The sequence below is a fragment of the Peribacillus sp. NPDC096448 genome (assembly GCF_044762675.1).
In the GTDB taxonomy this organism is placed as follows: Bacteria; Bacillota; Bacilli; order Bacillales; family DSM-1321; genus Peribacillus; species Peribacillus frigoritolerans_B.
Genome location: NZ_JBIWEU010000009.1, coordinates 63,085 through 86,121, shown reverse-complemented (window position 1 = coordinate 86,121; position 23,037 = coordinate 63,085). Strand labels below are relative to the sequence as shown.

General features: G+C 38.8%; 22 protein-coding genes and 2 pseudogenes. 6 read left to right on the top strand and 18 right to left on the bottom strand.

The genetic code is table 11. The features are described from left to right. Nucleotides 1-516 precede the first annotated feature (516 nt). On the top strand, nucleotides 517-1,839 hold the full coding sequence (locus tag ACIQ0C_RS16205) for a CitMHS family transporter (protein WP_403061730.1): 1,323 nt from the start codon (nucleotides 517-519) through the stop codon (nucleotides 1,837-1,839). A 242-nt stretch (nucleotides 1,840-2,081) separates the two neighbouring features. Then, a complete protein-coding gene (locus ACIQ0C_RS16200; protein WP_403061727.1) occupies nucleotides 2,082-2,564 on the top strand; it encodes a DUF456 domain-containing protein in 483 nt (160 codons plus the stop codon). A gap of 198 nt (nucleotides 2,565-2,762) precedes the next feature. Here the strand turns inward: ACIQ0C_RS16200 and ACIQ0C_RS16195 are convergent, their stop codons facing one another. The 11 genes and pseudogenes from ACIQ0C_RS16195 to ACIQ0C_RS16145 all read right to left on the bottom strand — a co-directional run bounded on the left by ACIQ0C_RS16195 (nucleotide 2,763) and on the right by ACIQ0C_RS16145 (nucleotide 9,184). Further along, complete coding sequence (locus ACIQ0C_RS16195; protein ID WP_403061724.1) at nucleotides 2,763-3,542, bottom strand: sulfite exporter TauE/SafE family protein; 780 nt, start codon at nucleotides 3,540-3,542, stop codon at nucleotides 2,763-2,765. Nucleotides 3,543-3,593: 51 nt separating this feature from the next. After that, complete coding sequence (locus ACIQ0C_RS16190; protein ID WP_402840923.1) at nucleotides 3,594-3,821, bottom strand: sulfurtransferase TusA family protein; 228 nt, start codon at nucleotides 3,819-3,821, stop codon at nucleotides 3,594-3,596. Between the two features lie 42 nt (nucleotides 3,822-3,863). Next, nucleotides 3,864-4,991: an MBL fold metallo-hydrolase gene (locus ACIQ0C_RS16185; RefSeq protein ID WP_403061721.1), complete on the bottom strand. Its 1,128-nt coding sequence runs from the start codon at nucleotides 4,989-4,991 to the stop codon at nucleotides 3,864-3,866. A 47-nt stretch (nucleotides 4,992-5,038) separates the two neighbouring features. Next, a pseudogene (locus ACIQ0C_RS16180) lies at nucleotides 5,039-5,161 on the bottom strand (DsrE/DsrF/DrsH-like family protein); the annotation flags it as partial. Between the two features lie 2 nt (nucleotides 5,162-5,163). After that, complete coding sequence (locus tag ACIQ0C_RS16175) at nucleotides 5,164-5,736, bottom strand: sulfurtransferase TusA family protein (RefSeq protein ID WP_403061718.1); 573 nt, start codon at nucleotides 5,734-5,736, stop codon at nucleotides 5,164-5,166. A gap of 46 nt (nucleotides 5,737-5,782) precedes the next feature. Continuing rightward, nucleotides 5,783-6,082 (bottom strand): rhodanese-like domain-containing protein, encoded by a 300-nt coding sequence (locus tag ACIQ0C_RS16170; protein WP_403061715.1) that lies wholly within the window; start codon nucleotides 6,080-6,082, stop codon nucleotides 5,783-5,785. Nucleotides 6,083-6,099: 17 nt separating this feature from the next. Further along, nucleotides 6,100-6,468: a rhodanese-like domain-containing protein gene (locus tag ACIQ0C_RS16165; protein WP_403061712.1), complete on the bottom strand. Its 369-nt coding sequence runs from the start codon at nucleotides 6,466-6,468 to the stop codon at nucleotides 6,100-6,102. A 26-nt stretch (nucleotides 6,469-6,494) separates the two neighbouring features. Next, the gene (locus tag ACIQ0C_RS16160) at nucleotides 6,495-6,974 is read right to left on the bottom strand and encodes a DsrE/DsrF/DrsH-like family protein (RefSeq protein ID WP_403061709.1); all 480 of its coding nucleotides are present in this window, start codon (nucleotides 6,972-6,974) and stop codon (nucleotides 6,495-6,497) included. Between the two features lie 115 nt (nucleotides 6,975-7,089). Continuing rightward, the gene (locus ACIQ0C_RS16155) at nucleotides 7,090-7,395 is read right to left on the bottom strand and encodes a monooxygenase (protein ID WP_403061706.1); all 306 of its coding nucleotides are present in this window, start codon (nucleotides 7,393-7,395) and stop codon (nucleotides 7,090-7,092) included. Between the two features lie 33 nt (nucleotides 7,396-7,428). Then, nucleotides 7,429-7,689, bottom strand: coding sequence for a metal-sensitive transcriptional regulator (locus ACIQ0C_RS16150; RefSeq protein ID WP_403061703.1), 261 nt, complete (start codon nucleotides 7,687-7,689; stop codon nucleotides 7,429-7,431). Between the two features lie 511 nt (nucleotides 7,690-8,200). Continuing rightward, nucleotides 8,201-9,184: a tRNA dihydrouridine synthase gene (locus ACIQ0C_RS16145; protein WP_403062081.1), complete on the bottom strand. Its 984-nt coding sequence runs from the start codon at nucleotides 9,182-9,184 to the stop codon at nucleotides 8,201-8,203. Between the two features lie 528 nt (nucleotides 9,185-9,712). Between ACIQ0C_RS16145 and ACIQ0C_RS16140 the strand changes: the two genes are divergently transcribed. Together ACIQ0C_RS16140 and ACIQ0C_RS16135 are read left to right on the top strand one after the other, a co-directional pair. Then, complete coding sequence (locus tag ACIQ0C_RS16140; protein ID WP_403061700.1) at nucleotides 9,713-11,347, top strand: acetolactate synthase large subunit; 1,635 nt, start codon at nucleotides 9,713-9,715, stop codon at nucleotides 11,345-11,347. A gap of 27 nt (nucleotides 11,348-11,374) precedes the next feature. Continuing rightward, nucleotides 11,375-12,808 (top strand): aldehyde dehydrogenase family protein, encoded by a 1,434-nt coding sequence (locus ACIQ0C_RS16135; protein ID WP_403061697.1) that lies wholly within the window; start codon nucleotides 11,375-11,377, stop codon nucleotides 12,806-12,808. A 272-nt stretch (nucleotides 12,809-13,080) separates the two neighbouring features. Here ACIQ0C_RS16135 and ACIQ0C_RS16130 read toward each other — a convergent pair whose 3' ends face one another. Continuing rightward, entirely contained in the window at nucleotides 13,081-13,482 is a 402-nt protein-coding gene (locus ACIQ0C_RS16130) for a YybH family protein (RefSeq protein ID WP_403062078.1), read from the bottom strand. Nucleotides 13,483-14,390: 908 nt separating this feature from the next. On the opposite strand from ACIQ0C_RS16130, the pseudogene ACIQ0C_RS16125 reads away from it, so the two are divergent. Beyond that, a pseudogene (locus tag ACIQ0C_RS16125) lies at nucleotides 14,391-14,782 on the top strand ((2Fe-2S) ferredoxin domain-containing protein). 15 nt (nucleotides 14,783-14,797) lie between these two features. Then, nucleotides 14,798-15,787, top strand: a complete 990-nt coding sequence (locus ACIQ0C_RS16120; protein ID WP_402840888.1) for a CobW family GTP-binding protein — start codon at nucleotides 14,798-14,800, stop codon at nucleotides 15,785-15,787. 142 nt (nucleotides 15,788-15,929) lie between these two features. On the opposite strand, the gene ACIQ0C_RS16115 is transcribed toward ACIQ0C_RS16120, so the two are convergent. The 6 genes from ACIQ0C_RS16115 to ACIQ0C_RS16090 all read right to left on the bottom strand — a co-directional run bounded on the left by ACIQ0C_RS16115 (nucleotide 15,930) and on the right by ACIQ0C_RS16090 (nucleotide 22,999). Further along, nucleotides 15,930-16,790: an amidohydrolase family protein gene (locus ACIQ0C_RS16115; RefSeq protein WP_403061694.1), complete on the bottom strand. Its 861-nt coding sequence runs from the start codon at nucleotides 16,788-16,790 to the stop codon at nucleotides 15,930-15,932. Nucleotides 16,791-17,309: 519 nt separating this feature from the next. After that, nucleotides 17,310-17,468 (bottom strand): hypothetical protein, encoded by a 159-nt coding sequence (locus ACIQ0C_RS16110; protein ID WP_156500350.1) that lies wholly within the window; start codon nucleotides 17,466-17,468, stop codon nucleotides 17,310-17,312. Nucleotides 17,469-18,074: 606 nt separating this feature from the next. Continuing rightward, nucleotides 18,075-19,250 carry a M20 family metallopeptidase gene (locus ACIQ0C_RS16105; protein WP_403061691.1) on the bottom strand — a complete coding sequence of 392 codons (1,176 nt, stop codon included), beginning with the start codon at nucleotides 19,248-19,250 and terminating at the stop codon, nucleotides 18,075-18,077. 2 nt (nucleotides 19,251-19,252) lie between these two features. Then, nucleotides 19,253-20,479, bottom strand: a complete 1,227-nt coding sequence (locus tag ACIQ0C_RS16100) for a Zn-dependent hydrolase (RefSeq protein WP_403061688.1) — start codon at nucleotides 20,477-20,479, stop codon at nucleotides 19,253-19,255. Nucleotides 20,480-20,496: 17 nt separating this feature from the next. Further along, a complete protein-coding gene (locus ACIQ0C_RS16095; protein WP_403061685.1) occupies nucleotides 20,497-21,684 on the bottom strand; it encodes a hypothetical protein in 1,188 nt (395 codons plus the stop codon). A 700-nt stretch (nucleotides 21,685-22,384) separates the two neighbouring features. Further along, nucleotides 22,385-22,999 (bottom strand): HutD/Ves family protein, encoded by a 615-nt coding sequence (locus tag ACIQ0C_RS16090; protein ID WP_403061682.1) that lies wholly within the window; start codon nucleotides 22,997-22,999, stop codon nucleotides 22,385-22,387. Nucleotides 23,000-23,037: the final 38 nt, after the last annotated feature.

The window sequence follows — 23,037 nt, the reverse complement described above, 5'->3', positions numbered from 1 at the left end:
CGTAAACGCCTGTGGGGTCTCACCTGTCCCGCTGCTCCCACAGGAGTCTCACACTTCCGCTCCAATCAACCTTAAATAGTTTCGTTTTAAAAACAACAATCTTTACGAAAAGAGCCAATAAAAAAGAGGAAGCTTTGCTCAAGGACAATGAAAAAATTGAGATTTATAAAGAAAAGAAGGTTATTATACACAATATTTAGATGATGACCTTCTTTTTTTTTACTAAAAGTAGCATTAAATATAAAAAAAATTTCGTTATTGAAATCACTTATCCTATGGCTTTATTTGCTCTCCTTCCCATTCTTTTTTTAAGAATAAATTATTTTGATACCAATACAAAAAAATATGTATTTAACTTATTGTTCTCCCTGTATTACCTTTAATAAAGAAAAGCGCATAAGCATAGTGTAAAACTTATTAATCTACCAGTTAATTATTCCGAAAAATCACAAAATTATTTCTAGTCACCCAGAGATCATTTGAAAGCGCATTCAAAATATGGGAGGGGATTTAATAATGTTTCTTACAATTTTAGGCATCTCCATGGTTACCGTTTTTACCTATTTAATTATGTCCAAACGTTTATCACCCATTGTTGCTTTAACTTTAGTTCCGATCGTTTTTGCAGTAGTTGGTGGTTTTGGAAGTAAAATTGGCACTATGATGATGGAAGGCATTAAGCTAGTCGCTCCTTCTGCAGCTCTATTATTATTCGCCATATTGTTTTTTGGTATTATGATAGACACAGGCTTATTTGACCCACTTATCAAAAAGTTATTAAAAGTTGTCAAGGGAGATCCTGTCAAAATTTCGATAGGTACCACAATTCTTGCATTACTCGTGGCCCTAGATGGAGACGGGACAACAACGTATATCATTACTGTTTCAGCTATGTATCCACTTTATAAACGAATCGGTATGAATCCATTGGTTTTAGCTACAGTAGCCATGCTAGCTTTAAGTGTTATGAGTGGTATGACCCCCTGGGGTGGACCTGCTACCCGAGCAATAGCAGTATTGGGACTTGATGCATCCGAATTTTTTGTTCCACTTATTCCCACCATGATCGGTGGTGCTATTTGGGTTATTTTCGTGGCATTTATTTTAGGGAAAAAAGAACGTAAACGATTGGGTGTAATACACATAGAAGAGTTAAAAAATGAAATAGCTGCTACTGTAGAAAATGAAGTCACTGATGCATTACCTCATCTTGACATTAAACGCCCTCGTTTTTTATGGGTTAACTTATTAATTGTGGTAGGCATTATGGTCATTCTTATTATGGGATTGGTACCTTCCCCTATTTTATTTTTGGTCGGTTTCACTATTGCTTTAATGATTAACTACCCTAATCTGGAAATGCAAAAAAGACGTATCTTGGCACACTCTGGAAATGCTCTAATTGTTGTTCTACTAGTTTTTGCAGCTGGAGTATTTGCAGGAATCTTTTCCGGTACAAAAATGGTTGATGCTATTGCTAATGGACTGGTTGCGATAATACCAGCTTCATTAGGACAGTTTTTCCCTGTCATTGTTGGCATTACAAGTATGCCATTCACATTCGTTTTATCGAATGATGCCTATTATTTTGGAGTTCTCCCTATTCTTGCAGAGGCAGCTTCAGCCTATGGTATTAGTCCGTTAGAAATTGCTCGGGCTTCTATATTGGGACAACCCGCTCATTTAATGAGTCCACTTGTTGCATCAACCATTTTATTAGTTGGCATGGTTGATAAAGACCTTGGAGAATATCAGAAATTTGCATACAAATGGGTCATCTTGACATCGTTAATCTTAACAGTATTAGCTATAATTAGTGGCGCTATTTCTTTTTTGTAAGGTATACAAGTCCTTGTCTACTTGTTTGCTAGTAAATGACCCTTTCCAAAAACAACTACTAAGGACTTTTATCAATTTCATAGATGTGAGGAACAACAACTCTTGAAAGAATGACTCAGCGGCATATCATTAAGGGATAATTACATATTCTACACATCGTAATCTAATATGGTGTTTGTCCCTAAATAGAAATATAATTTAATAGATATATGAAAAAGTAAGTATGAAAAGGTGGAGTTTCATTGGATATTTTATGGTGGGGGTTAACGATCGTCTTATTTGCTTTAAGTTTTGTAGGAATTATCTATCCTATTATCCCTTCGGTTGTTGCCATTTGGGGAGGATTCGCAGTTTATCAATTCCTCATTAATCCTGATGAGTTATCGTTATGGTTCTGGATCAGTATGGTTGTGTTGAGCGGTGTATTAATCGCGGCAGACATTATCGCAAATAGTTATTTTGTTAAAAAGTATGGGGGGGCAAAAATATCCGAGACAATAGCAGCTATTGCCACGATTGTTGGTTCATTTGTCTTTCCTCCTTTTGGAATAATTCTCGTACCATTTTTAGCAGTCCTCGTTTCGGAATTAATCATTCAAAAAGATATAATGCAGGCTACTAAAGTTGGGTTTGCAACTATCATCGGTTTTTTAGGCGGCAGTTTAGCCAAAGTATTAATTCAATTATTGATGATTGTTTGGTTTATTTTAGCGGTAATCTTTTAATTATTTATAAACGGCCACATAAGGAAAAAGCTGACTTTCAACAGTCAGCTTTTTCTATTAACATAAGCCCCATTAACTTATCTGGTACAAGATAATAAGAAAAAAAGTGATGGAGGAAAAGGAACTATTAGTGTGGCCTAATGTGAACAATTCTTTAACGATATAACTTTTCACAACTGCTCCCTTCCGTGTCAAAACTCAAGTCATGATCCCCGCCCAAGTTTTCACAGCCGTCGCTAAAATCAATAGAGCCAGTATGACTTGCAGCACTTTTACATTCATTTTTTTACCGGCCATCGCCCCAAGCGGGGATGCTAATAAACTCGCTACCACCATGATCAAAGCCGGATAGAAGTCAACTTGCCCCGTTGAGATTTTCCCTGCTGTTGCACCAACGGATGAAATGAATGTGATTGCTAATGAAGACGCAATCGTGACCCTTGTTGGAATTCTTAAAACGATAAACATGATGGGAACTAATAGAAAGCCGCCTCCGGCACCGACAATCCCGGCACCTAAACCAACGATTAATGCTAGGATGGCCGCAAGCCATTTATTAAAGGTAACTTGATCCACAGGAATGTCATCTATCCCTTTCTTCGGAATGAATATCATGACCGCCGCTATCAACGCCAAAATGCCATAGACGATATTCACTCCGTTTTCCGACATCGATTGTGATCCAAAACTTCCAACCACGCTTCCAATCAACACACTGATTCCCATGTAGAGAATAAGCGTTTTATTTAAATGTCCGCTATTACGATAGCTCCATATACCTCCGATGGAAGCGAATAAGACTTGTACAGCACTTATACCTGTCACATCATGGGCACTAAATGCAGCTAAACCGAAGATTGGGGGAATAAACAGCAGCATTGGATAATTTATTATCGAACCGCCGATGCCGAGCATCCCTGAAACGTATGAACCTATAAAACCAATCAAAAAGATGGTAATGATAAAGGTTATATCCATTGTAAGTGCCTCCCTTAAAAGAAGGGAACCCAAATGGTCCCCTCCTCTTTATCAGCCTTTTCTGATCCAAAATTTCAGTATATCATTTTCTTCTGCCATTTCCACCAGTTCATGGCCACCGGATTTTGACCAAGCGGCTAAGTCTGCTTTAGCTCCTTTATCGGTTACATGTATTTCCAGCACTTGCCCGGTTTGCAAATCATTCATGGCTTTTCTCGTTTTGACGATCGGCATTGGACATGCAAGTCCCTTAGCATCTAGCACTATATCTGAATTCATATTTCATCTCTCCTATTTTCTTGGTTTCTATTTTTATCGGTATTAGCGAACCGCACAGCGATTTGGTCCAATTTCCATTTCGCGCTGTTTTTCATCATCGGGTTCGATTTTCCCCATATTGGTTTCGCGAATTTCTTGATAGGCGTTTGGCTGTGGCGGTAAATTACCTGTTACCAGCCCTCTGAATTCCGTTTCATCCGCTATGTTCAATCCGTGATTTTCAGCAAACAGCGTACCCAACTTTTTAGCGACACTTCCATCTTCATTCAATTCATCAATAATCATGAAATGTGATGGCAATACAATTAACTCGTCTGATAATTCTTTATAACGTGTATACAGTGTTTCTCTCAAGTCCCCTACCCAATCCTCAGCCAAACCAGCTAGGTCCGGCCTGCCAATGGAATCGATGAATAGTATATCCCCGCTTAGCAAGTATTTTTGATCCACCACAAATGAAGTGGATCCAATGGTATGGCCCGGGGAGTATAATGCTTGGATATCAATCGCTGTATGACCGATCGTTATCACTTTCCCGCTTTCTAATGGCTGATATTCAAAAGTTACTTCAGCCGCATCTTTTGGCGGCAGCCAGTAAGCTGCATTTGTTACTTCCGCGATTCGTCTTCCACCTGAAATATGATCGGCATGTAAGTGCGTATCCAGAACATGTGTAACCTTCACCCCGATATCATCGGCGAAATCAAGATAGGCATCTATCATTCTTGTGGAATCGATAACTGCTGCTTCACCATTGGAAACGACCATGTAAGATAAACAGCCTTTACCAAGCCGAACAAATTGGTAAATTTCGGCACCATTTGTCAATTCGCCTATCCTCACTGGTTCCAAGTGTTCACTCCATGCTTTCATGCCGCCCTTTAAATAAAAAACATCCAATCCAGCTTCAGATAACATTTCAGCTACCATGACGGATGAGCCTTCCTTTGCACATACTACCAGGATTTCTTTATTGGCCGGGAGTTGATCGAGAATTTCTTCCACGCCATCCAGAAGATCAAAGTAAGGGATATTAAGGAATTCGAAATTCCGCCCTTCAATTTTCCAATCATTAAAGTCACTTTCATTTCGAACATCCAAAATAAATAAGTCGTTTTTATTGATTACTTTCTTTGAAACTTCAGCGGCTGTCATTTGCTTAAACGCCATTCTTTATACCCCCTATAGTATTAATGACTTAAAAAATTTTTCCTTCATTAAAAGGTTAATGTAACATCACCATCTTTTGCGAACTCCAAAAATGTGACCGCTCCACCTACTTCGATACCGTCAACGAAAGCTTCTTATTCCAAGCCCAATACCATGGTCATTTGACACCCCTTTATTCATTCACGGATTTTTGTGAAGGACCGTTCCATTGGCTCATACCTGGTGCAACATTGAAAACCCGTTCAAATCCAGCCGCGGTCAGTTTTTGTGCAGCAAGATCACTTCGGCTGCCTGTACGGCAAATCACGAAAATCTCTGACTCTATTTCCAGTTCACCCATACGTTGTTCCAATTCACCCAATGGAAGGGATCTTGCTTCTGGAATATGATTAAAAGCATATTCTGCGGATTCTCGGACATCCAGGATGATCGTATTTCTGTTTTCTTCCATTACTTGTAGAAGTTCTTCATTTGAAATGATTTTTTCATGCTTCTTCACTTCTGTTTCTTCTCCGCTTGCTTTCCGAAGATAATGTTTTAGTGTGGTTCCTTCTTCAACCGTACCCAAGTATTGATGACCTGAACTTTCCGCCCAGGCTTTCATATCGGCGGTTGACCCTTTATCAGTTGCTTGAACTTCCAGTACTTCCCCCGCTTCCAGGCCATTCATTGCTTTTTTCGTTTTTACGATTGGCATTGGACAAGCTAAACCTATAGCATCCAAAACGGAATTTGTTTTAATCATTTTATTTCCTCCTTTTATCATAGGGATGGGGGTATATTCAAATTTATTATTTTTCTGTAGGACCTTCCCATTCATTCATACCACCCATCATATTCAACACTTTATATCCATGACCCTCAAGTAACTGTACAGCCTTTGAACTTCTGCCCCCTGACCGGCAGACCATGATATACTCTTTTGATTTATCCAGATCCTGCATTCTAAATTCCACTAGGCCCAACGGGATGTTCAAAGCATTTGGTATTTTCCCTGCCTTTACTTCATCCACCTCCCGCACATCAATAATGTGGACTGGCGAGTTTCCCTTCAATAATGCGTTCACTTCATTCGGTAAAATTTCTTTCATCTTTTAAGATACTCCTTTTATTCGCGCCAAGAAATCATGCCGCCTTTTACGTTGGTGACTTCATTAAAGCCTAGTTTTTTCAATGCTTTACTCGCATTACTGCTCCTCATCCCGCTTTGGCAGATTACAATCACTTCACTATCTTTTGAAAGTTCTTGTGTCCTTTTGCCAAGTTCGTTTAATGGTATATTTATAAAGCCCTTAATGTGATTGTCCCTATATTCATTAGGGGTACGGACATCAATCAATTGCTTATTTCCTTTATTATTCAACACAGCTTTTAGCTCAGCAGCATTTATATTTTTTATCCCCTTTACAGGGACAAAGCGCTGATATAAAAACCAAACGATGAAACCTAATATGATGAGATTAAATATAGTTCCCATTGGACTCATCCCTCCGGTACCCAAATTTATATAAATAAGTTTACATTTCCATCCTCTGCTTCAGCTAAATAAGCCGCAACACCTGCATACTCAATTCCATCCAATAATTCCTCTTGCTGCAAGCCCAATAAATCCATTGTCATCGTACAGGCTATCAGTTTGATTTCTTGTTCTTGGGCCAACCCAATTAAATTTGGGAGTGACATGGCGTTATGCTTTTTCATCACATGTTTGATCATTTTGGGACCCATCCCAGCAAAGTTCATATTGGATAACCCCATTTTATCAGAACCACGCGGCATCATTTTCGCAAACATTTTTTCAAGAAATCCTTTTTTTAATGAAACCGGCTCATTCTTCCTTAAAGCGTTCAATCCCCAGAATGTATGGAAGATGGTCACTTCATGATCGTAAGCCGCAGCACCATTTGCAATGATATAAGCAGCCATTGCCTTATCATAATCACCACTAAATAAAATGATGGTCGTTCTTTTCTTTTCATTCATTATGCTTTCCCCCTGATAGAAATTTCATTTCACGCTTTTATACCCAACGGGGTATATATTATGCTAAAAAAAATAGTTGGTCAACCCACTTCACAAAAAAAATAAATGATACTCTTTATTTACTTGGTCCATGATTGATTGAAGTCAAACCTTCATTCACTTCGAATATTTTCCCATTAACATTCTCTATACCAAACCCTTTTAACCGAGCTGTATGCATAGTCAAGTACTTATATGCGGATTCCTTCGTTTCAAACAGATAAATGCCACCTGCTTCCTTTGCCTCACTATCTTCCGTCCAAATCTTCCAGATCAAGCCTTCTTCATCATTAATGCTTTTTGCTAAATCTGTAAATTCTTTTACCATTTCGTTGCCGAATGGTCCCTCCATTTTAAAATCCACTTGTAAAATATAAGACATGAATAACACTCCTTTTTCTACAGGTCAATTCTTTTACCTGCTTCTTATTAGTAAATTAACCGCTTCCTTGACTAGATGATCAGTGCCTTCTCCATTCTCGACGTTTTCCCGAACGCATTGTTCAAGATTGGCACTTACGATAACACCCATGGTCCTATCGATGGCACTTCGAGCAGCTGACAACTGAGTGACGATTTCCCTGCAATCCTTACCCTGCTCCATCATTCCAAGAACACCCTTGATTTGACCTTCAATCCGCTTCAAGCGATTAATGACACTTTTATCATACTCCATACCCAGCCCTCCCATCTATTTACAACAATCACTAATCTCCTTTTGATTAAAAAGCGCAGCACCAAGTTCACCTTCCCTATTTATCAAAAACCATTATCGTGAATTTGCGTGCTTTTCTCTTGAGTTTGCGCATTTTACTCGTGAGTTTGGGCATTTTACTCGTGAATTTACACGTTTTACTCGTGAGTTTGGGCATTTTACTCGTGAATTTACACGTTTTACTCGTGAGTTTGTGTTTTCTTAACTGGTAGGCTTATATTATACCCACCTGGGTATATTGTCAAGCCGTTTAATCTTCACTGTTAAAAAATAAACGCCACCTAGTACTAAACACAAAAGGATTAAACTGACCTCTTGGCATAAGTTTACTAATACAATCACCAAAAATAAAAACGTGCCTTTTTGTGGGCACGTTTTTATTTTTGGTCCTACCTGTATCTAAATTCGCATACAAGCGATATTGGTCGCAGTTTAACGTCCTACTACGCTTTTACCTTGAATGGGGACACTTCTACTGTTCCCCCATTCCATCAAGATTGTTTGACCCAAAGTTTTCGAGCAAAGCACGCGCTTCATCTGTTGACTCTGTGTTCATTAATTGAACTCTTAATTCACTTGCCCCTCGAAACCCACGGACATATATCTTAAAAAAGCGATGAAGAGCCTTGAACGGACGTAGCTCTAATTTTGAATATTTATCATGGAGATCCAGATGCAACCTTAAGAGATCAAGCAATTCCTTACTACTATGATCTTTCGTCTCCTTTTCAAAGGCAAATGGATTATTGAAAATACCACGCCCAATCATAACTCCATCAATACCGTATTGATGAGCGAGCTTTAAGCCAGTTTGACGGTCAGGGATATCCCCATTGATCGTCAAGAGCGTATCTGGTGCCACCTGGTCACGAAGTTTCTTAATCTCCGGGATTAGTTCCCAATGAGCATCTACTTTACTCATTTCCTTTCTTGTACGTAGATGAATGGAAAGATTAACAATGTCTTGTTCCAATATGTGTGTTAGCCAGTCGTGCCATTCGTCTACATCTGTGTAACCAAGCCTTGTCTTTACACTTACGGGCAATCCTCCTGCTTTTGCTGCTTGTATTAATTCTGCTGCAACTTCTGGACGACGGATAAGGCCACTTCCCTTCCCATTCTGTGTCACATTAGGTACAGGACAGCCCATATTGATATCCACACCCCGAAAGCCTAGTTCCGCCATACCTATGCTCATTTGCCGAAAGTATTCAGGCTTATCCCCCCATATATGGGCTACAATTGGTTGTTCATCCTCTGTAAAAGTCAAACGCCCACGCACACTGCGGATGCCCTCTGGGTGACAATAACTCTCCGTGTTTGTAAACTCTGTAAAAAACACATCAGGTCTGGCTGCTTCACTCACTACATGGCGAAAAACTACATCCGTCACATCTTCCATTGGTGCCAGTATAAAAAAAGGTCGTGGTAAATCACGCCAAAAATTATCTATCATAGTAAAATTCAAATCCTTCCATATGGGAAACCAGGCCAACCTCTTATCCCAAAATTAAATAGTAAAATGTACCTGCTTCTTCTTTTACATTTTTACCATGCTTAAACACTTTTTATCAAACTGATCCCGACATCCGGGTTTGTATCGGAAATGTTTATTATAACTTCACAATCTCTGTACCACAACCAAAATATCTCCTGCTGAAATCCACCCCATTAACCAGCATCCCACTGTTCGAGTTAATTAAAGTTTTGCTAAAAAAAGACTGAAAAGCAAATTGGAAGAAAAGTGGATTGACAAGCGGTTAACAGGAAAAAGCCCCCAAAATCGCAAAAGTATAAATGAGATGATAAATAAACGACTTGCGATTTCCATTTTACTTCTCCAGGTTATGACTGATGTAAATTTAATAAAACCTGAATTAGAGTTGAATGTTCGAAATGGTTTTAATATACCCAAGTACATAATTTCGAGTAGCCAAAGCCAACATATAGGGGAAGAAATTGAAATGGTCGAGGAGGGAATAATTTGAAGGCATCTGATTTGTTTGTAAGATGTTTAGAGAATGAAGGGGTTCAGTATATTTTTGGGATACCTGGTGAGGAAAATACGGATCTTATTGATTCTTTAATAAACTCTGATATTGAATTTATCTTGGTCCATCATGAACAAGCTGCAGCTTTTATGGCAGACATCTATGGCCGGCTAACTGGGAAGCCTGGCGTCTGCTTGGGTACATTGGGACCGGGTGCAACTAATTTATTGACAGGGATAGGAAGTGCTTATCTGGATTATTCCCCTGTTGTCGCGATTACAGGTCAGGCGGGCCTTGATCGCATTCATAAGGAGTCGCATCAATATGTGGACATTATTGGCGTTTTTGAGGAAGTAACGAAATGGAATCAACAAATTAAGGTGCCGCATACGATTCCCGAAATTATCCGTAAAGCATTTAAAACGGCTGTCATAGAAAAGCCGGGAGCTGTTCATATAGAACTTCCGGAAGATGTGGCGATGATGGATACGGAAGGGGAACCCCTTCCGGTTACACCAATGCCTAGATCCCGCCCAGCCGAGGAAGAAATCAAAAAAGCCGTCGAATTAATAAATCGCGCTAAAAATCCTATTATGCTAGCTGGTAATGGCGTGATCCGCGATGGAGCTGCTGAGGTTTTGCGGAAATTTTCAGAAGAGAAGCAAATTCCCGTTGTGAATTCGTTCATGGCCAAAGGAGTTTTACCTTCTGACCATCCATTGTCCCTTTTTACAGTAGGGATGCAAGCAAGGGATTATGTTCTATGCGGGTTTGATTTGGCCGATCTTATTATCACCGTCGGCTATGATTTCGTCGAGTATTTGCCAAAGTATTGGAACGATGAAGCAATGAATCCGATTGTCCATATTGATGCTCGACCGGCCGAAATAGATGCTTATTACCCCGTTCAAGCAGAATTGGTCGGGAACGTTACGGAGGCACTTGAAGCCTTGACGACTGGTGTAGCAAAAAAAGAACTTTGGCCAGAAGTGAAAAGGTTAAGGTCTCAAATCATTGAAAAATTTCATGCCTCGGATGATGTATCAGGAAGCCCTATCATCCCTCAGCGAATCATTGCCGATTTGAAAAGGGCGGAAAAGGGCAATGCCATTGTCATTTCGGATGTGGGTGCCCATAAATTATGGATTGCCTGGATGTATCAGCCGGAAATCCCTAATCACACTATCATTTCTAATGGCTTTGCATCGATGGGAATCGCCATTCCCGGCGCAATTGCAGCCAAATTGGCAAAGCCTGATAAACCTGTCATTGCGGTTACAGGGGATGGTGGATTCCTGATGAATGGAGTTGAATTGGCAACTGCAAAACGTCTAGGCCTTGCCTTCGTGATAGTCATTTTCCATGATTCAAAATACGGCCTAATTGAGTGGAAGCAATTGAATAAATTTGATCGTACGAATGCGATTGAATTTACAGACCCAGACTTTTTAGGGTTCGCAAAAAGTTTTGGGGTTAAAGGAGTGAAAGTAACCCACTCTGATGAATTGCTTCATTCATTAGAAGAAGCGATTTCGAGTCAGGAAATTGACTTGATTGATGTGGATGTCGATTATTCGGAAAATGTAAAGCTCTCGAAAACACTAGGTGATTATATTTGTAAATTATAGAAGCAGATTTTATTGGAGGGATTTCAGATGAAGAAAAAGTGGCAATTGTGGATCGGTGGTAAATGGCGGGAGGCTAAATCATATGAGCCATTATATAATCCCCATTCAAACGAAGAAATTGCACAAATCGGACAGGCTGAACCAGCGGATGCCATTGAAGCGATTGTTGAGGCCAATGCAGCTTTTCAGAAATACCGATCCTATCCGGCTCATGCACGAGCAGAAATTTTATTTAAAGCTGCAGCAATCATGGAAGAACGCAGTGAAGAACTTGCAAGAATCATTTCTCTAGAGGCGGCGAAAACGATTCGAAACGCTCGTGAAGAAATGAATCGTACGGTTCAGACATATCGTTTTGCTGCAGAAGCGTCAAAGAACAATTATGGAGAACAAATCCCGATGGATGCGGCAGTTGGTGGGGTAAACCGTTTTGGCTTTACGGTTCGCACCCCGATTGGCGTCGTTACCGCGATTACCCCCTTTAACTTTCCCTTTAATCTGGTCGCCCATAAAGTTGGCCCGGCTATTGCGGCTGGAAATTCGATTGTGTTAAAACCTGCCGAACAAACCCCGTTGAGTTCACTGGTTCTTGCCGATATTTTTAAAGAAGCAGGTTTGCCGGATGGAGTATTGAACATCATACCGGGCAAAGGGGATGTTTTAAGTGAAGCGTTGACGACCCATCCACATGTAAAAAAAGTGACTTTCACTGGGAGTGTAGAGGTCGGACACCTTATCCAGCAGCAGGCAGGCTTCCGTAAGCTTACACTTGAACTCGGGTCCAATTCCCCTTTCATCATTGATGAAGGAGTCGACATCGATCAAATTATTCAAAGAAGTGTAATGGGTTCATTTACGAATAATGGGCAGGTGTGCATCTCGATTCAACGAATTTATGTCCACAAATCACTATACCCACAATTTTTAGATCGATTCGTCAGTGCTACAAAACAGCTCGTCATCGGTTCTCCCCAGGAGGAAAATACAAATATTACAGCGGTTATTTCAAAAAAATCATTGGAACGGTTACAAAGTTGGATTGACGAGGCAGTACAGGAAGGAGCAAAAATCGAGTGTGGCGGTACAGTGGAAGGCAATGTACTATTGCCTACCGTTTTAACAAATGTAAATCGTGACTCAAAGGTATTTCGTTTCGAAGTATTTGGTCCAATTGTCTGCATTTTCCCTTTCGATACATTGGATGATGCCATCAATGATGCAAATGATTCGCGTTACGGATTGAACTCAGGTGTGATGACTCCGAGTATAGAACGAGCTTTTTATGCGGCGGAACGCTTGGAAACAGGTGGAGTCGTAATCAATGATATCCCAACTTACCGGATTGATAATATGCCTTATGGCGGCTGGAAGGATAGCGGAGTTGGCCGGGAAGGCGTCAAATATGCGATGCAAGAAATGATGGAGCAGAAGTTTATCAGCTTTAAAATAAGCGACCATTGAGAAATATTAACCCGTAGTAAATGAGACGGCGATATCTTAAAGATTTCGTCTTCTTGTTTTGTCTTCAATTATTTTTTTTATTGTAGTCTTTGTTCTTATAATTAATGGGCACAATCATTTCTTCATTTCATCATCACTTCTATACATAAGCGATTTTTTCATAACTAAAAACTGTTTTTTTATTTTCTCTTTCAAAAATGCCTCTAAGTTACATACTGAAGTAATCTAGTCGAAAAAAATAAAAAGCCACCATAAACGGCAGCTTTCACCAGTCACTTCAATTCTTCAATTATTTCAGCACCATAAGAGTTGTCGATTAAGCAGCGCGATGTACCCGTGGAATCCTTTTTAAAAACATATGTCGCTGTTCTTTCCATCGAGAATTCGGAATCGTCCTTTTGAATGGCACTTAGCTGGGCTTTTGCCACAACCAATGCCGTCTCACCCGTTTCGATTATTGCCATCTTTTCTTGATTGACGATTAAACTGTGATTAAAGTATTCAGCGATAGCAATGAATGCCCGGCGAATTTCCTCTTTCCCTTTTGCGAATCTTCCTGGTTTGACAACTAAAGTTGCATCCTCTGAATAGAACTCCATTAAATGATCGAAATCCTCATTATTTATTGCCCTGTCCGCATTTTTTATGACTTGTTCCAGCTCGTGATTCTGTATATTCACCCTCCTATTCAGCTTCTCTTAAATTAGACCGCTCTTTTACTAATTGATGTTCGACTGTCATGATGGAGTTTCCTGCTCTATAGTGAATAAGAAAAATAAACAAAGTAAAGAACAAAGTAAGAATGAAATACGATGGTGCCATCCCTGCTCCCTTCCTTCTCCCTATTAACAAGAAGACTTTTTAAAAACAATGCCTGGCTCCATTTATCGAATTAAAGGTATATCAATTTTACAGATAAATGGGAAACATTTCTCTTCCAATATGCTTATAGCATGCCCTTTCATCCAAAATCAGGTTTAAAGGTGAACGATATACTAGTGTTTATCGGGGATGGATTAGGCTACTGCTACCTAAAGAAATCACTGAGTAATTTAGAATAAAATAGCATGTCCTTGGAACATTAACTCTTGCTGAACGTTTTAGTGTTTGCACATGGCTTAAAAAAGGGGTAAAATAATATAAATCGTAATGATTACGTTTTACTTTTTCGTACAATATTTATGAGAAAGGAGAAAAATACGTGACAAAGAAATCGAAGGTGGCAAAAGTGAAGCAGCACTGATATTAGTTGAAAATCACGCTTGACCTGAAAAAGGAATTAAAAGCGGAAAAGTAGACTTCCCCTACTTGACTGCATAATCGTTTCTAGGTTACTGGATGACCTTAAGGATATTTAAGAAAGATCAAGGTGTTTAGAATCGCCCTTTCGGGAGTTAATACATAAAGGTTTACTTCCAGGCATCAAAAAATCAAGTCGGTTAACACAGCCTTTCAAGGTTTTAGCTCTACTGAAGATAATTACTCGATATTAAGGGAATTTAGTCGTTTAGAAAGTTTAAAATGAGCTAATAATTGATTGTAAATCGTAATTATTACGATTTATTAGGAGGGAAAATTAAATATGGCCACATGGAATTTAAGTAATACGAAGCATCATGTTCTCCTTTGTAACGGTAGCAGCTGTAATGAGATCGGATCAGAGGAACTGACTCAAGCAATTCGTAAAGAAATCTCAGACCGACAGGTAGACGACACCATTCATACAACTCGCACACGTTGTAATGGAAGATGCCATGATAAGTGCGTTGTCATCGCCTATCCCAGAGGGACATGGTATAAGGATTTAAAACCTGAGGATGCCTCCCCCTTCGTCGATTCACTCCTTGCTAATGAGGATTATACAGCGAAAGTAAGTCACTCATTTCTTGGAGATGGTTTTGAACGCGCAGAAGGAGTTGTCACCGGGGTTCAAAAGACAAGGAAAAAGTAATCAGAGTATCAAAAATAAAATAAATGGAGAGAAAAAATATGAATTTAATCGAAACAAACAAAATCCCGGTCACCATTCTGACTGGATATTTAGGTGCAGGTAAAACAACGCTTTTAAATCGGATCCTTACAGAAAAGCACAATCAAAAGATCGCGGTTATTGTTAATGAGTATGGTGAAGTTGGGATAGACAACCAGTTAGTAGTCGATGCTGATGAGGAAATATTGGAGATGAACAATGGTTGCATCTGTTGTACGGTTCGAGGGGATTTAATTCGTATCCTACGAACTCTGGTCTTTTCAAGTGAACAGGGCAAGACAAAATTCGACCGTGTTTTGATTGAGACAACAGGTTTAGCTGATCCGGCACCTGTTGCCCAGACCTTTTTTATGGATGAATTACTATCCGATAAATTCGAAGTGGACAGTATTGTCACTGTAGTGGATAGCATGCATGTTACAAAGCATTTGGATAGTCATGATGAGGCACAAGAGCAAATTGCTTTCGCTGATGTGATTATTCTAAATAAAACGGATTTAGTATCTGATGACGACCTGAATACGTTGGAGCGAAGACTTACCAACATGAATCCTGCAGCTAAGAGAATGCATGCTCAAAACTGCAATATAAATTTAAGGGACATTTTGGGAATTAATACGTTCGATGTGAATCGCAAGCTTGAAATTGACCCACATTTCTTAGAAGATCATCACCATCACCATCATGATGATAAAGTGTCATCGATCGCCTTCCGCGAAGAGAAGCCACTCGATTTCGAAAAGATAAATGAATGGATGAGTTACCTTGTTCAAGAAAAAGGGGAAGATCTATTACGATATAAAGGCATTCTTCATATACAAGGAATCCAACAACGAATAGTATTCCAGGGACTTCATATGTTATTTTCAGGAAGACCAGATCGGAAATGGAAAGACAGTGAAACAAGACGAAGTGAACTTGTTTTTATTGGAAAGGACCTAAATAAAGATGAGTTAGAACAGCAATTTAAAAATTGCATAGCAAACTAACGGAAAGAACCCGATGTAGAGATTAACTGAAAATTTTCAGTTAATCTCTACATTCACAATGAAAAGGCAACTTCCTTACCTATATTTGTTCACTTCACTTAGCTAAATAATCTTTTAACTGATCTGTTGATAGAGTTTTGAATTAATCAATCAATGCTAAAAAGTTTTTTCCAAGTATGTATTCCTTTTGGTTATCAGGAATTTGAAGTGAATCAACCCAACTTTTCTTTGTAAAATAGTCATAATCATTAAACTTTTTCATTCCATATGGTCCGTCGCAACCATAAAGAACTTTACGATATCCTAAAGATTCCACTGCCTTCTTTACAATAGATGGATTAAGATAATCACTTGAGGTATCAACAAATACATTTGGTTGATTCTTAACGTAGTTCCATAGTTTTTTCCAAAAAGGAAGACCGGCGTGAGCATAAATTAATTTAAGTTCTGGGTAATTCTCAGGTAAGTATTTATAGGAGTCTGGTTCAGAAGATAGATGAATAATCATTGGTATACCTTTTGTTTCACACATAGCTGCAACTGGGTCAAGTGCCTTAATACTATATTCATGCATGAATGGATGAGCTTTCACCCCAATAAAACCAGGTTTATTAAGATATATTTCTACCTCTTCCACTGATACATGAATCATCGGGTTAACTGCTACCCAGCCTAGTAACCTGTCTGGAAATCGATCAATTGCAGTAGCAACAATATCATTGTCCGGCTTGGTGAAAATCTTGTATGAATTTCCATAAAGTTTCAAATAGCCATCCTTTACTAGACCATCATAAATTCCGAGCCCAATTTGAGGTACATTTAGTATTAGAAAACGGAATAAGTGTTGTAAACCTTGTTGAAAAATGCTATCCAATTCAAACATTGTTCCGTTCATGGGGGCAATTAGCGCTGTTTTGGTTACATCATTTTTATCCATACCCTCTATCATTTTTTCTAGAGTCAACATTGTTTCATCCACATGAAAATGGCAATCAATAATCATTTTAATCCCCCTTCGAATTAACCGATCTTAATTATACGATCAAACCACTTCATTGTATCACCATCCATGACCCGAACTAAACTGCCTCTTTAGCACCTTAAGAAAAAGAGCTGCCCATGCAACTCCCTAATTGAAGAAAAACCCTTAGATTAAGTCATGAAGTTGGTTTTTATCTTAAATGGTTTTGTGTAAAAATACTCTACTAATGCCTTAATCTCACGGCTTTCGGCTCGTTTGAAATGGCGGCAGTAGCTGTAAATGGTACAGGAACCTGCGGAATGTAGGCGAAACATGAGTCATACAAGTAGTCTTTATCGCATCATTTAATACCGAAGCGACACGACATGTAAGGTAGCGGTTCATTTCTTTCTGTACAGTCTGTAGTGCTACCGCATGTAATGTTCAATAAGAAAAAACGTCCATACTTTATTGTAGGGCCGCCCCATTTAAAAAAATTCTGATGGTAACAAACAAAATAAACTAAACGTTCAAGTCGGTATTCTTGAAACAAGAAAATATTTACTCCATCATCTTCCTCATATTCTGTATCTCTATATTAATCTTCCGTATTTGCTTGTCAATTTCATCAATTTGAAGGTTAGTGGCTCCTTGTTTTCTTTTTTCCAACAGTTCATCTCGTAATCTTTTTAAAAAAACCACTCTACCTAACAAGCCCATCCCATACCCACCTTTGTTTATAAATTCCTTTAACCAAAAGAGGACTAGTATAAATTTTTCACCTTTCTGGACCATTGCCTCACATTTATTTCCCCATTCATTTTTCCTTTATAACTAATCTCTTCAATTAAAAACTCTTTTCTGAGATTTAGACAGACTTGATAGAAGGTATTTTTATAAATATAATTGGTAATGGAAAAAAAAGCAATTGGTATGTTAGGTTAAATAACATAGTTTCATTGGCCATATTAATCAACTAATATATTTTGTGGTTTAACAATGAAGCCTTTTTAGTAACCAGAAAATCATATCGACAGTGGGATAATTCTTATTTTTCAAATGCACTTTATCTCTAACTGAAAAGGAAAAAGACGATATCATTACTTTTAACGCCATCGTAGAAAGAACAAGATGATACCCCGAAATTAAAAATGAATTTTAATTCCTGCATAATGCTAATAATATTTCCTACAATACGAAACAGATTTTCACTTAATATGATGCACAGGTGAATGTAACCCTTTACACCAGAAGGCCGCCAATTGGCGGCCTTCTGGTGTTCAAACCCTTTTAGTAATTACCGTATCCCCCCTTTTATCCAGTCCGTCATTCGTTCAAATACGCCCATGCATATTGAGCATAAAGTTCTGCACCGGTAGAAAGCGCATCTTCGTCGATGTTGAATTTCCCGTGATGATGGGCCCATTCCGTATCCTTTTCAGGGTTTCCAGATCCAACTAAAGCGAAGCTTCCGGGTACTTCATCTAAATAGAAGCTAAAATCTTCTCCCCCCATTGTTGGCTTTTCATTGTATATTGCGTCTTCGCCAAACGCTTGTGTGGCCACCTTTTGCACTAGTTTGGCACTATATTCATCATTAATGACAGCTTGCGTGCCACGGTAGTAATCAACCTTTGCGGTGGCACCGTATATATTTGCAACATTTTCAGCATAAATCTGAAGCTGTTTTTCAATATGGTCACGTGTTTTAGGATCAAAACAACGGACAGTCCCTTCAATGACGGCATTTTCTGCAATGACATTAAATCGTGTGCCGACGGACATTTTTCCTACGGTCAAAACAGCGGGATTTTGTGGGTCGACCGTTCTTGATACGACAGACTGTACATTCATGACGAATGAAGAGGCAACAATAGTGGCATCGATGCAATCTTGTGGCATTGCACCATGCCCCCCTCTTCCTTTAAACCTTACTGTAAAGATGTCCGCTGAAGCGAATGAAGGTCCTTGAGTGCAAGCAACCTTGTTTGTTGGCATTTGCGACCATATATGTATGCCAAAAACATTATCAACCCCTTCAACAGCCCCTTGTCTAACCATTTCCTTTGCACCTGTTGCTACTTCTTCAGCTGGTTGAAATATTAATCGGACATTCCCAGGTAATTCTTCTTTTATTACATTTAGTGCCTTCGCTGCAATTAATAGCATGGATGTGTGTGCATCATGACCACATGCATGCATTTTTCCTTCCTCTTTTGAAGCATACGGCAAGTCTTTATTTAATTCTTCAACAGAAAGGGCGTCCATATCTGCTCTTAATGCTACAGTCTTTCCAGGTTTACCGCCTTTAATTTCTCCAATGACACCTGTAGGTTCCGCTTTTCGATAAGAGATCCCTAATTTCTCAAGGTATTCACAAATAAAGGCAGTCGTATTTTCTTCTTCCCATGATAATTCAGGTTCGCTATGAAGTTTTCTGCGTATTTCTGTCAATTCATCACTATAATTTTGAATCGCTTCTTTTATCGTTTGATTAATCATTCTTATTCCACCTCCGTTAAACTTTTAGCCACTTCGAAAAAGATTTGCACTCCATTTGCTAAATGACGTGCATCAGACCATTCCTCCGGACAATGACTTAGTCCTGCTTTACTTGGAACAAAGAGCATGCCAACATCAGTAACATCGGAAAAAACCATCGCATCATGACCTGCACCACTATTAATGGAACAGTATGGAATTTCCAAATCAGAACTTTTATCTTTAAATAAAGCTTTAATCTCACTACTCAATACCTTTGGCGGCATATATAACAGCTGTTCCGCCGTTGTATGGATCCCCTGTTCATGGTAGGATTCGATCAATTCCTTCATCCGCTTGATGACATTGTTAATATGTTTTTCCTTGCTTGATCGAATATCTACCGAAAATACGACTTTATTTGGGATGACGTTGGCTCCATTTGGTAAAACATTCAGTCGTCCTGTCGTGATAACCGTTCCTTCTCCTTCCTCAATTGCAAAGCTCGGTAATTGAGAAATAATTTGAGCGGCAGCAACCAGTGCATCCGTACGGCGATCCATCGGGGTTGTGCCTGCATGTCCGGCCTTACCTTCAATGGTTACTTCAAATTGAGTTAAACCAACAATAGCTTCAACGACACCTATGGGGATATTCTTCTCTTCAAGGATAGGTCCTTGTTCTATATGCAATTCGAGAAATGCTTTAATGTTATTGGGATTTCTCCTTTTCGGAAGAGATGGATCCAGTCCAATTTTTGACATCGCTTCAATCGTTGTGATACCTTCTTCATCCCTTAAGTTTTTAAAACTTTCCTCACTAAGCGTTCCCACTATTCCTCTCGACCCCATTAGTCCTCCGCCAAAACGAGCACCCTCCTCTTCAATCAGGGCAACGATTTCCAATGGATATTTAGGTGTTAATTGATTTTCTGCAAATAAGGCAGCCACTTCAAGAGCGACAATTACACCAGCTGGTCCGTCATACGCACCGCCATTTGGTACGGAATCAAAATGTGAACCGACCATAACGCTTGGTGCATCTTTTAAAGTACCCTCAAGCTTTCCAAAAATATTTCCAAACCCATCTTCCTGTACTGTTAGACCGTATTCCATCATTTTATTTTTAATATAATTGCGTGTAAGTAAGTCTTCCTTGCTATAAGTAAGCCGGGTAGTCCCTTTTCCGGGTGTTGATGTAAATTCGCTCAAATCATTTATTTGCTTTTCTATACGTTCGATAAGACTCACTTAGAATCCCTCCTATTTTACAAGAATTGTACGAATATTCCTGCCAAAATAACCGATACGATTGTAACCGATATAAATCCACCAACAAGCATTGGCGGCAGCATATGACTTAGCAATGCTTCTTTTTCATTTTCGTCTTTTGTTAATGAATTGACGACTTCATTGGTAATAATGTAATCGGCTGGAAATCCGTATAATGCTGTTAAAGATACAGCAAAGGCCATTTCTTTGCTGACTTTTAACAATTTCCCTGCAATGAATGAGAATATATACATGCCAATCACAGCTAAGAAAATGCAAACAACAAGTGGGTAAAGAATCTCCATCATCATACTTGGTGTTGCATTTTTTAATCCATCAAAGACGAAAAGCATAAGGGCCATGATGGCAAATCCAAATCCATTTGCTTTTTGCAGAGTCTGTCTTTCCAAGAAACCGATACTTTTTCCGACAACCCCGAATAGTAAGCAAAGAACAAATGCATTTATGGATATAATTGGGGCTAATCCAGTCGAAACAAGGTAAGCGAGAAAAGCAACAACAGCAAGTCTGAAAAATTTAAAATATTCCGTATTATATTTTTCAGGAAGTTTTTTAAACAGCTTAAGTTCAGTCATGCCTTCTGCAGCGCCTGCAGTATCACTCTTTTTTACCGTTAATTGCCCATTGCGATATTGCCCCAAAAGCTTCTTCCCTTCTTTCTTCAAGACAATTGAAGTTAAAGGATATCCAGCAAAGCCTTGCATTACATAAATAACAATGGCAAAAACGGACAAACTTGTAAGTCCTGCGTCTGCCGCTCCTTCCGACATGATTATTGAGGATACCATCCCGCCCACTAAAGGCGGAATCGCTACAAGGACAGTTTGCAGATCAAATATAAATATGCCAATTCCGAATAATAGTGCAACAATACCAAAAATACCAGATAAGGAGATTACAATCGTTTTCCATTGATTTACCAATTCCCTTATTGAAAGCAATGTTCCCATATTCGTGATCAATAGGTACATCATCATGGTTGCCACTACCGGTGGAACACCTGCTATTGAAACGATGTCTTGCGGGAAGAATGTCCAATAACCACATAGAAACAGGATTGCTGAAATGAAAACGGAAGGCACCCATGCTTTTGTTCGAACCGCCACTATGTCTCCTACAAATAAAATCAGAATTACAATAACTAAAGCCAACATCTGTGACATATGAGTTCCCTCACCTTCCAGTTTAATAGTTTGAATATTCTTATAAAATAATAACACTGAATTATTTGAATTTAAAGATAATTTTATATTTTCAGGTAATTATGCACAGATAAAAGGAAATGTAAGTGTTTTAATTTGATTTCAAATACCAAATATTCACAAATAATTAAGGGCTTGGATATATCAAAATAATTTAATCATAAAATAGACACTTTATCTCCTGAAGTGACTGAATTATTTTAACACCAACTAATCTGTCCATTTATTTCAAAAAGAAAAAGCCGTCTAAGGATGGCTCAGGCTGTAGACAAACTCGATATTAATTAAGATAGCCTACATTTTTTTGAGGGGGTGTAAAATATGAACGTTAATTTCCATTTCAGGCACTCGCTTTCCGCGGTCGGTCCGCAGAAGTCTCGATTACCCGCTCCAATCAACTTTGTTTAAAACTCCAGATGGAACCCCTTTTGATACAAACTTAGTCGACTAGTCCAGCTCTGATTAATTATTAAAAAATATCATTAAGTAAACTCTTTCTACAAATATAATCTTAGATGTATTATTACTCTAAAAAAGGTACGTGATCGGCAGAACCTTTTGTCAACCATTGGGCAGTGTACGTGATGACGGCAAATCTCATCTTTGGGGTGCAATCAATTTATATATGAGAAGGATGCTTTGACAACCCAGAATTTCTCTATCAATAAAAAATACTTACCTTAATAATTGTTGCCGTGGAGTCGTCATCGTGATTTGATAACTTTATATTTAAATGGTTGCAGAAATGATCTATGTTTAAGATTACCAAGTCACCTTGCTTTAAAACAATAGTCTCTTTATCATCGATACTCATTGTACTCTTTCCTTTGAAACAATAGTAGGCGTCGGTCCTTTTCGAAGCTTCCCCATTATCCAACACTTCAGCATGGGTTCCATCATTCACATTAATCGTGCTAATGTCTCCTTCGCATCCTTCCGCTAACATCAAATTAAAGTCAGTGACCCTTCCAATACTGCGGGTTGTCCAGCCTCCATCAAACCGATCCTGTTCAAATGGCTTTAAATGTACACCGTTTTTCCCCTGATATTGCAGCGACATTTCACCATCAAGGATCATGATTATTCTTTGAATGCCTGGAAGATGAGTAAATAAGGATTCGTCCACCTCGACATCTGCTGTACTTATCCGCCATTTGAAATCACGCTTCGAGTAATCTCCATCTGCAGGATAAATGGCTAGTTGAGTTGTTTTACCACCAGACCAAAGACTCGTTATTTGTTCACTTTTCCTTATTATTTTTAGTGAATATGACAACGATTTCCCCCCTTTAATTATTAAATTTTTTCTGTACA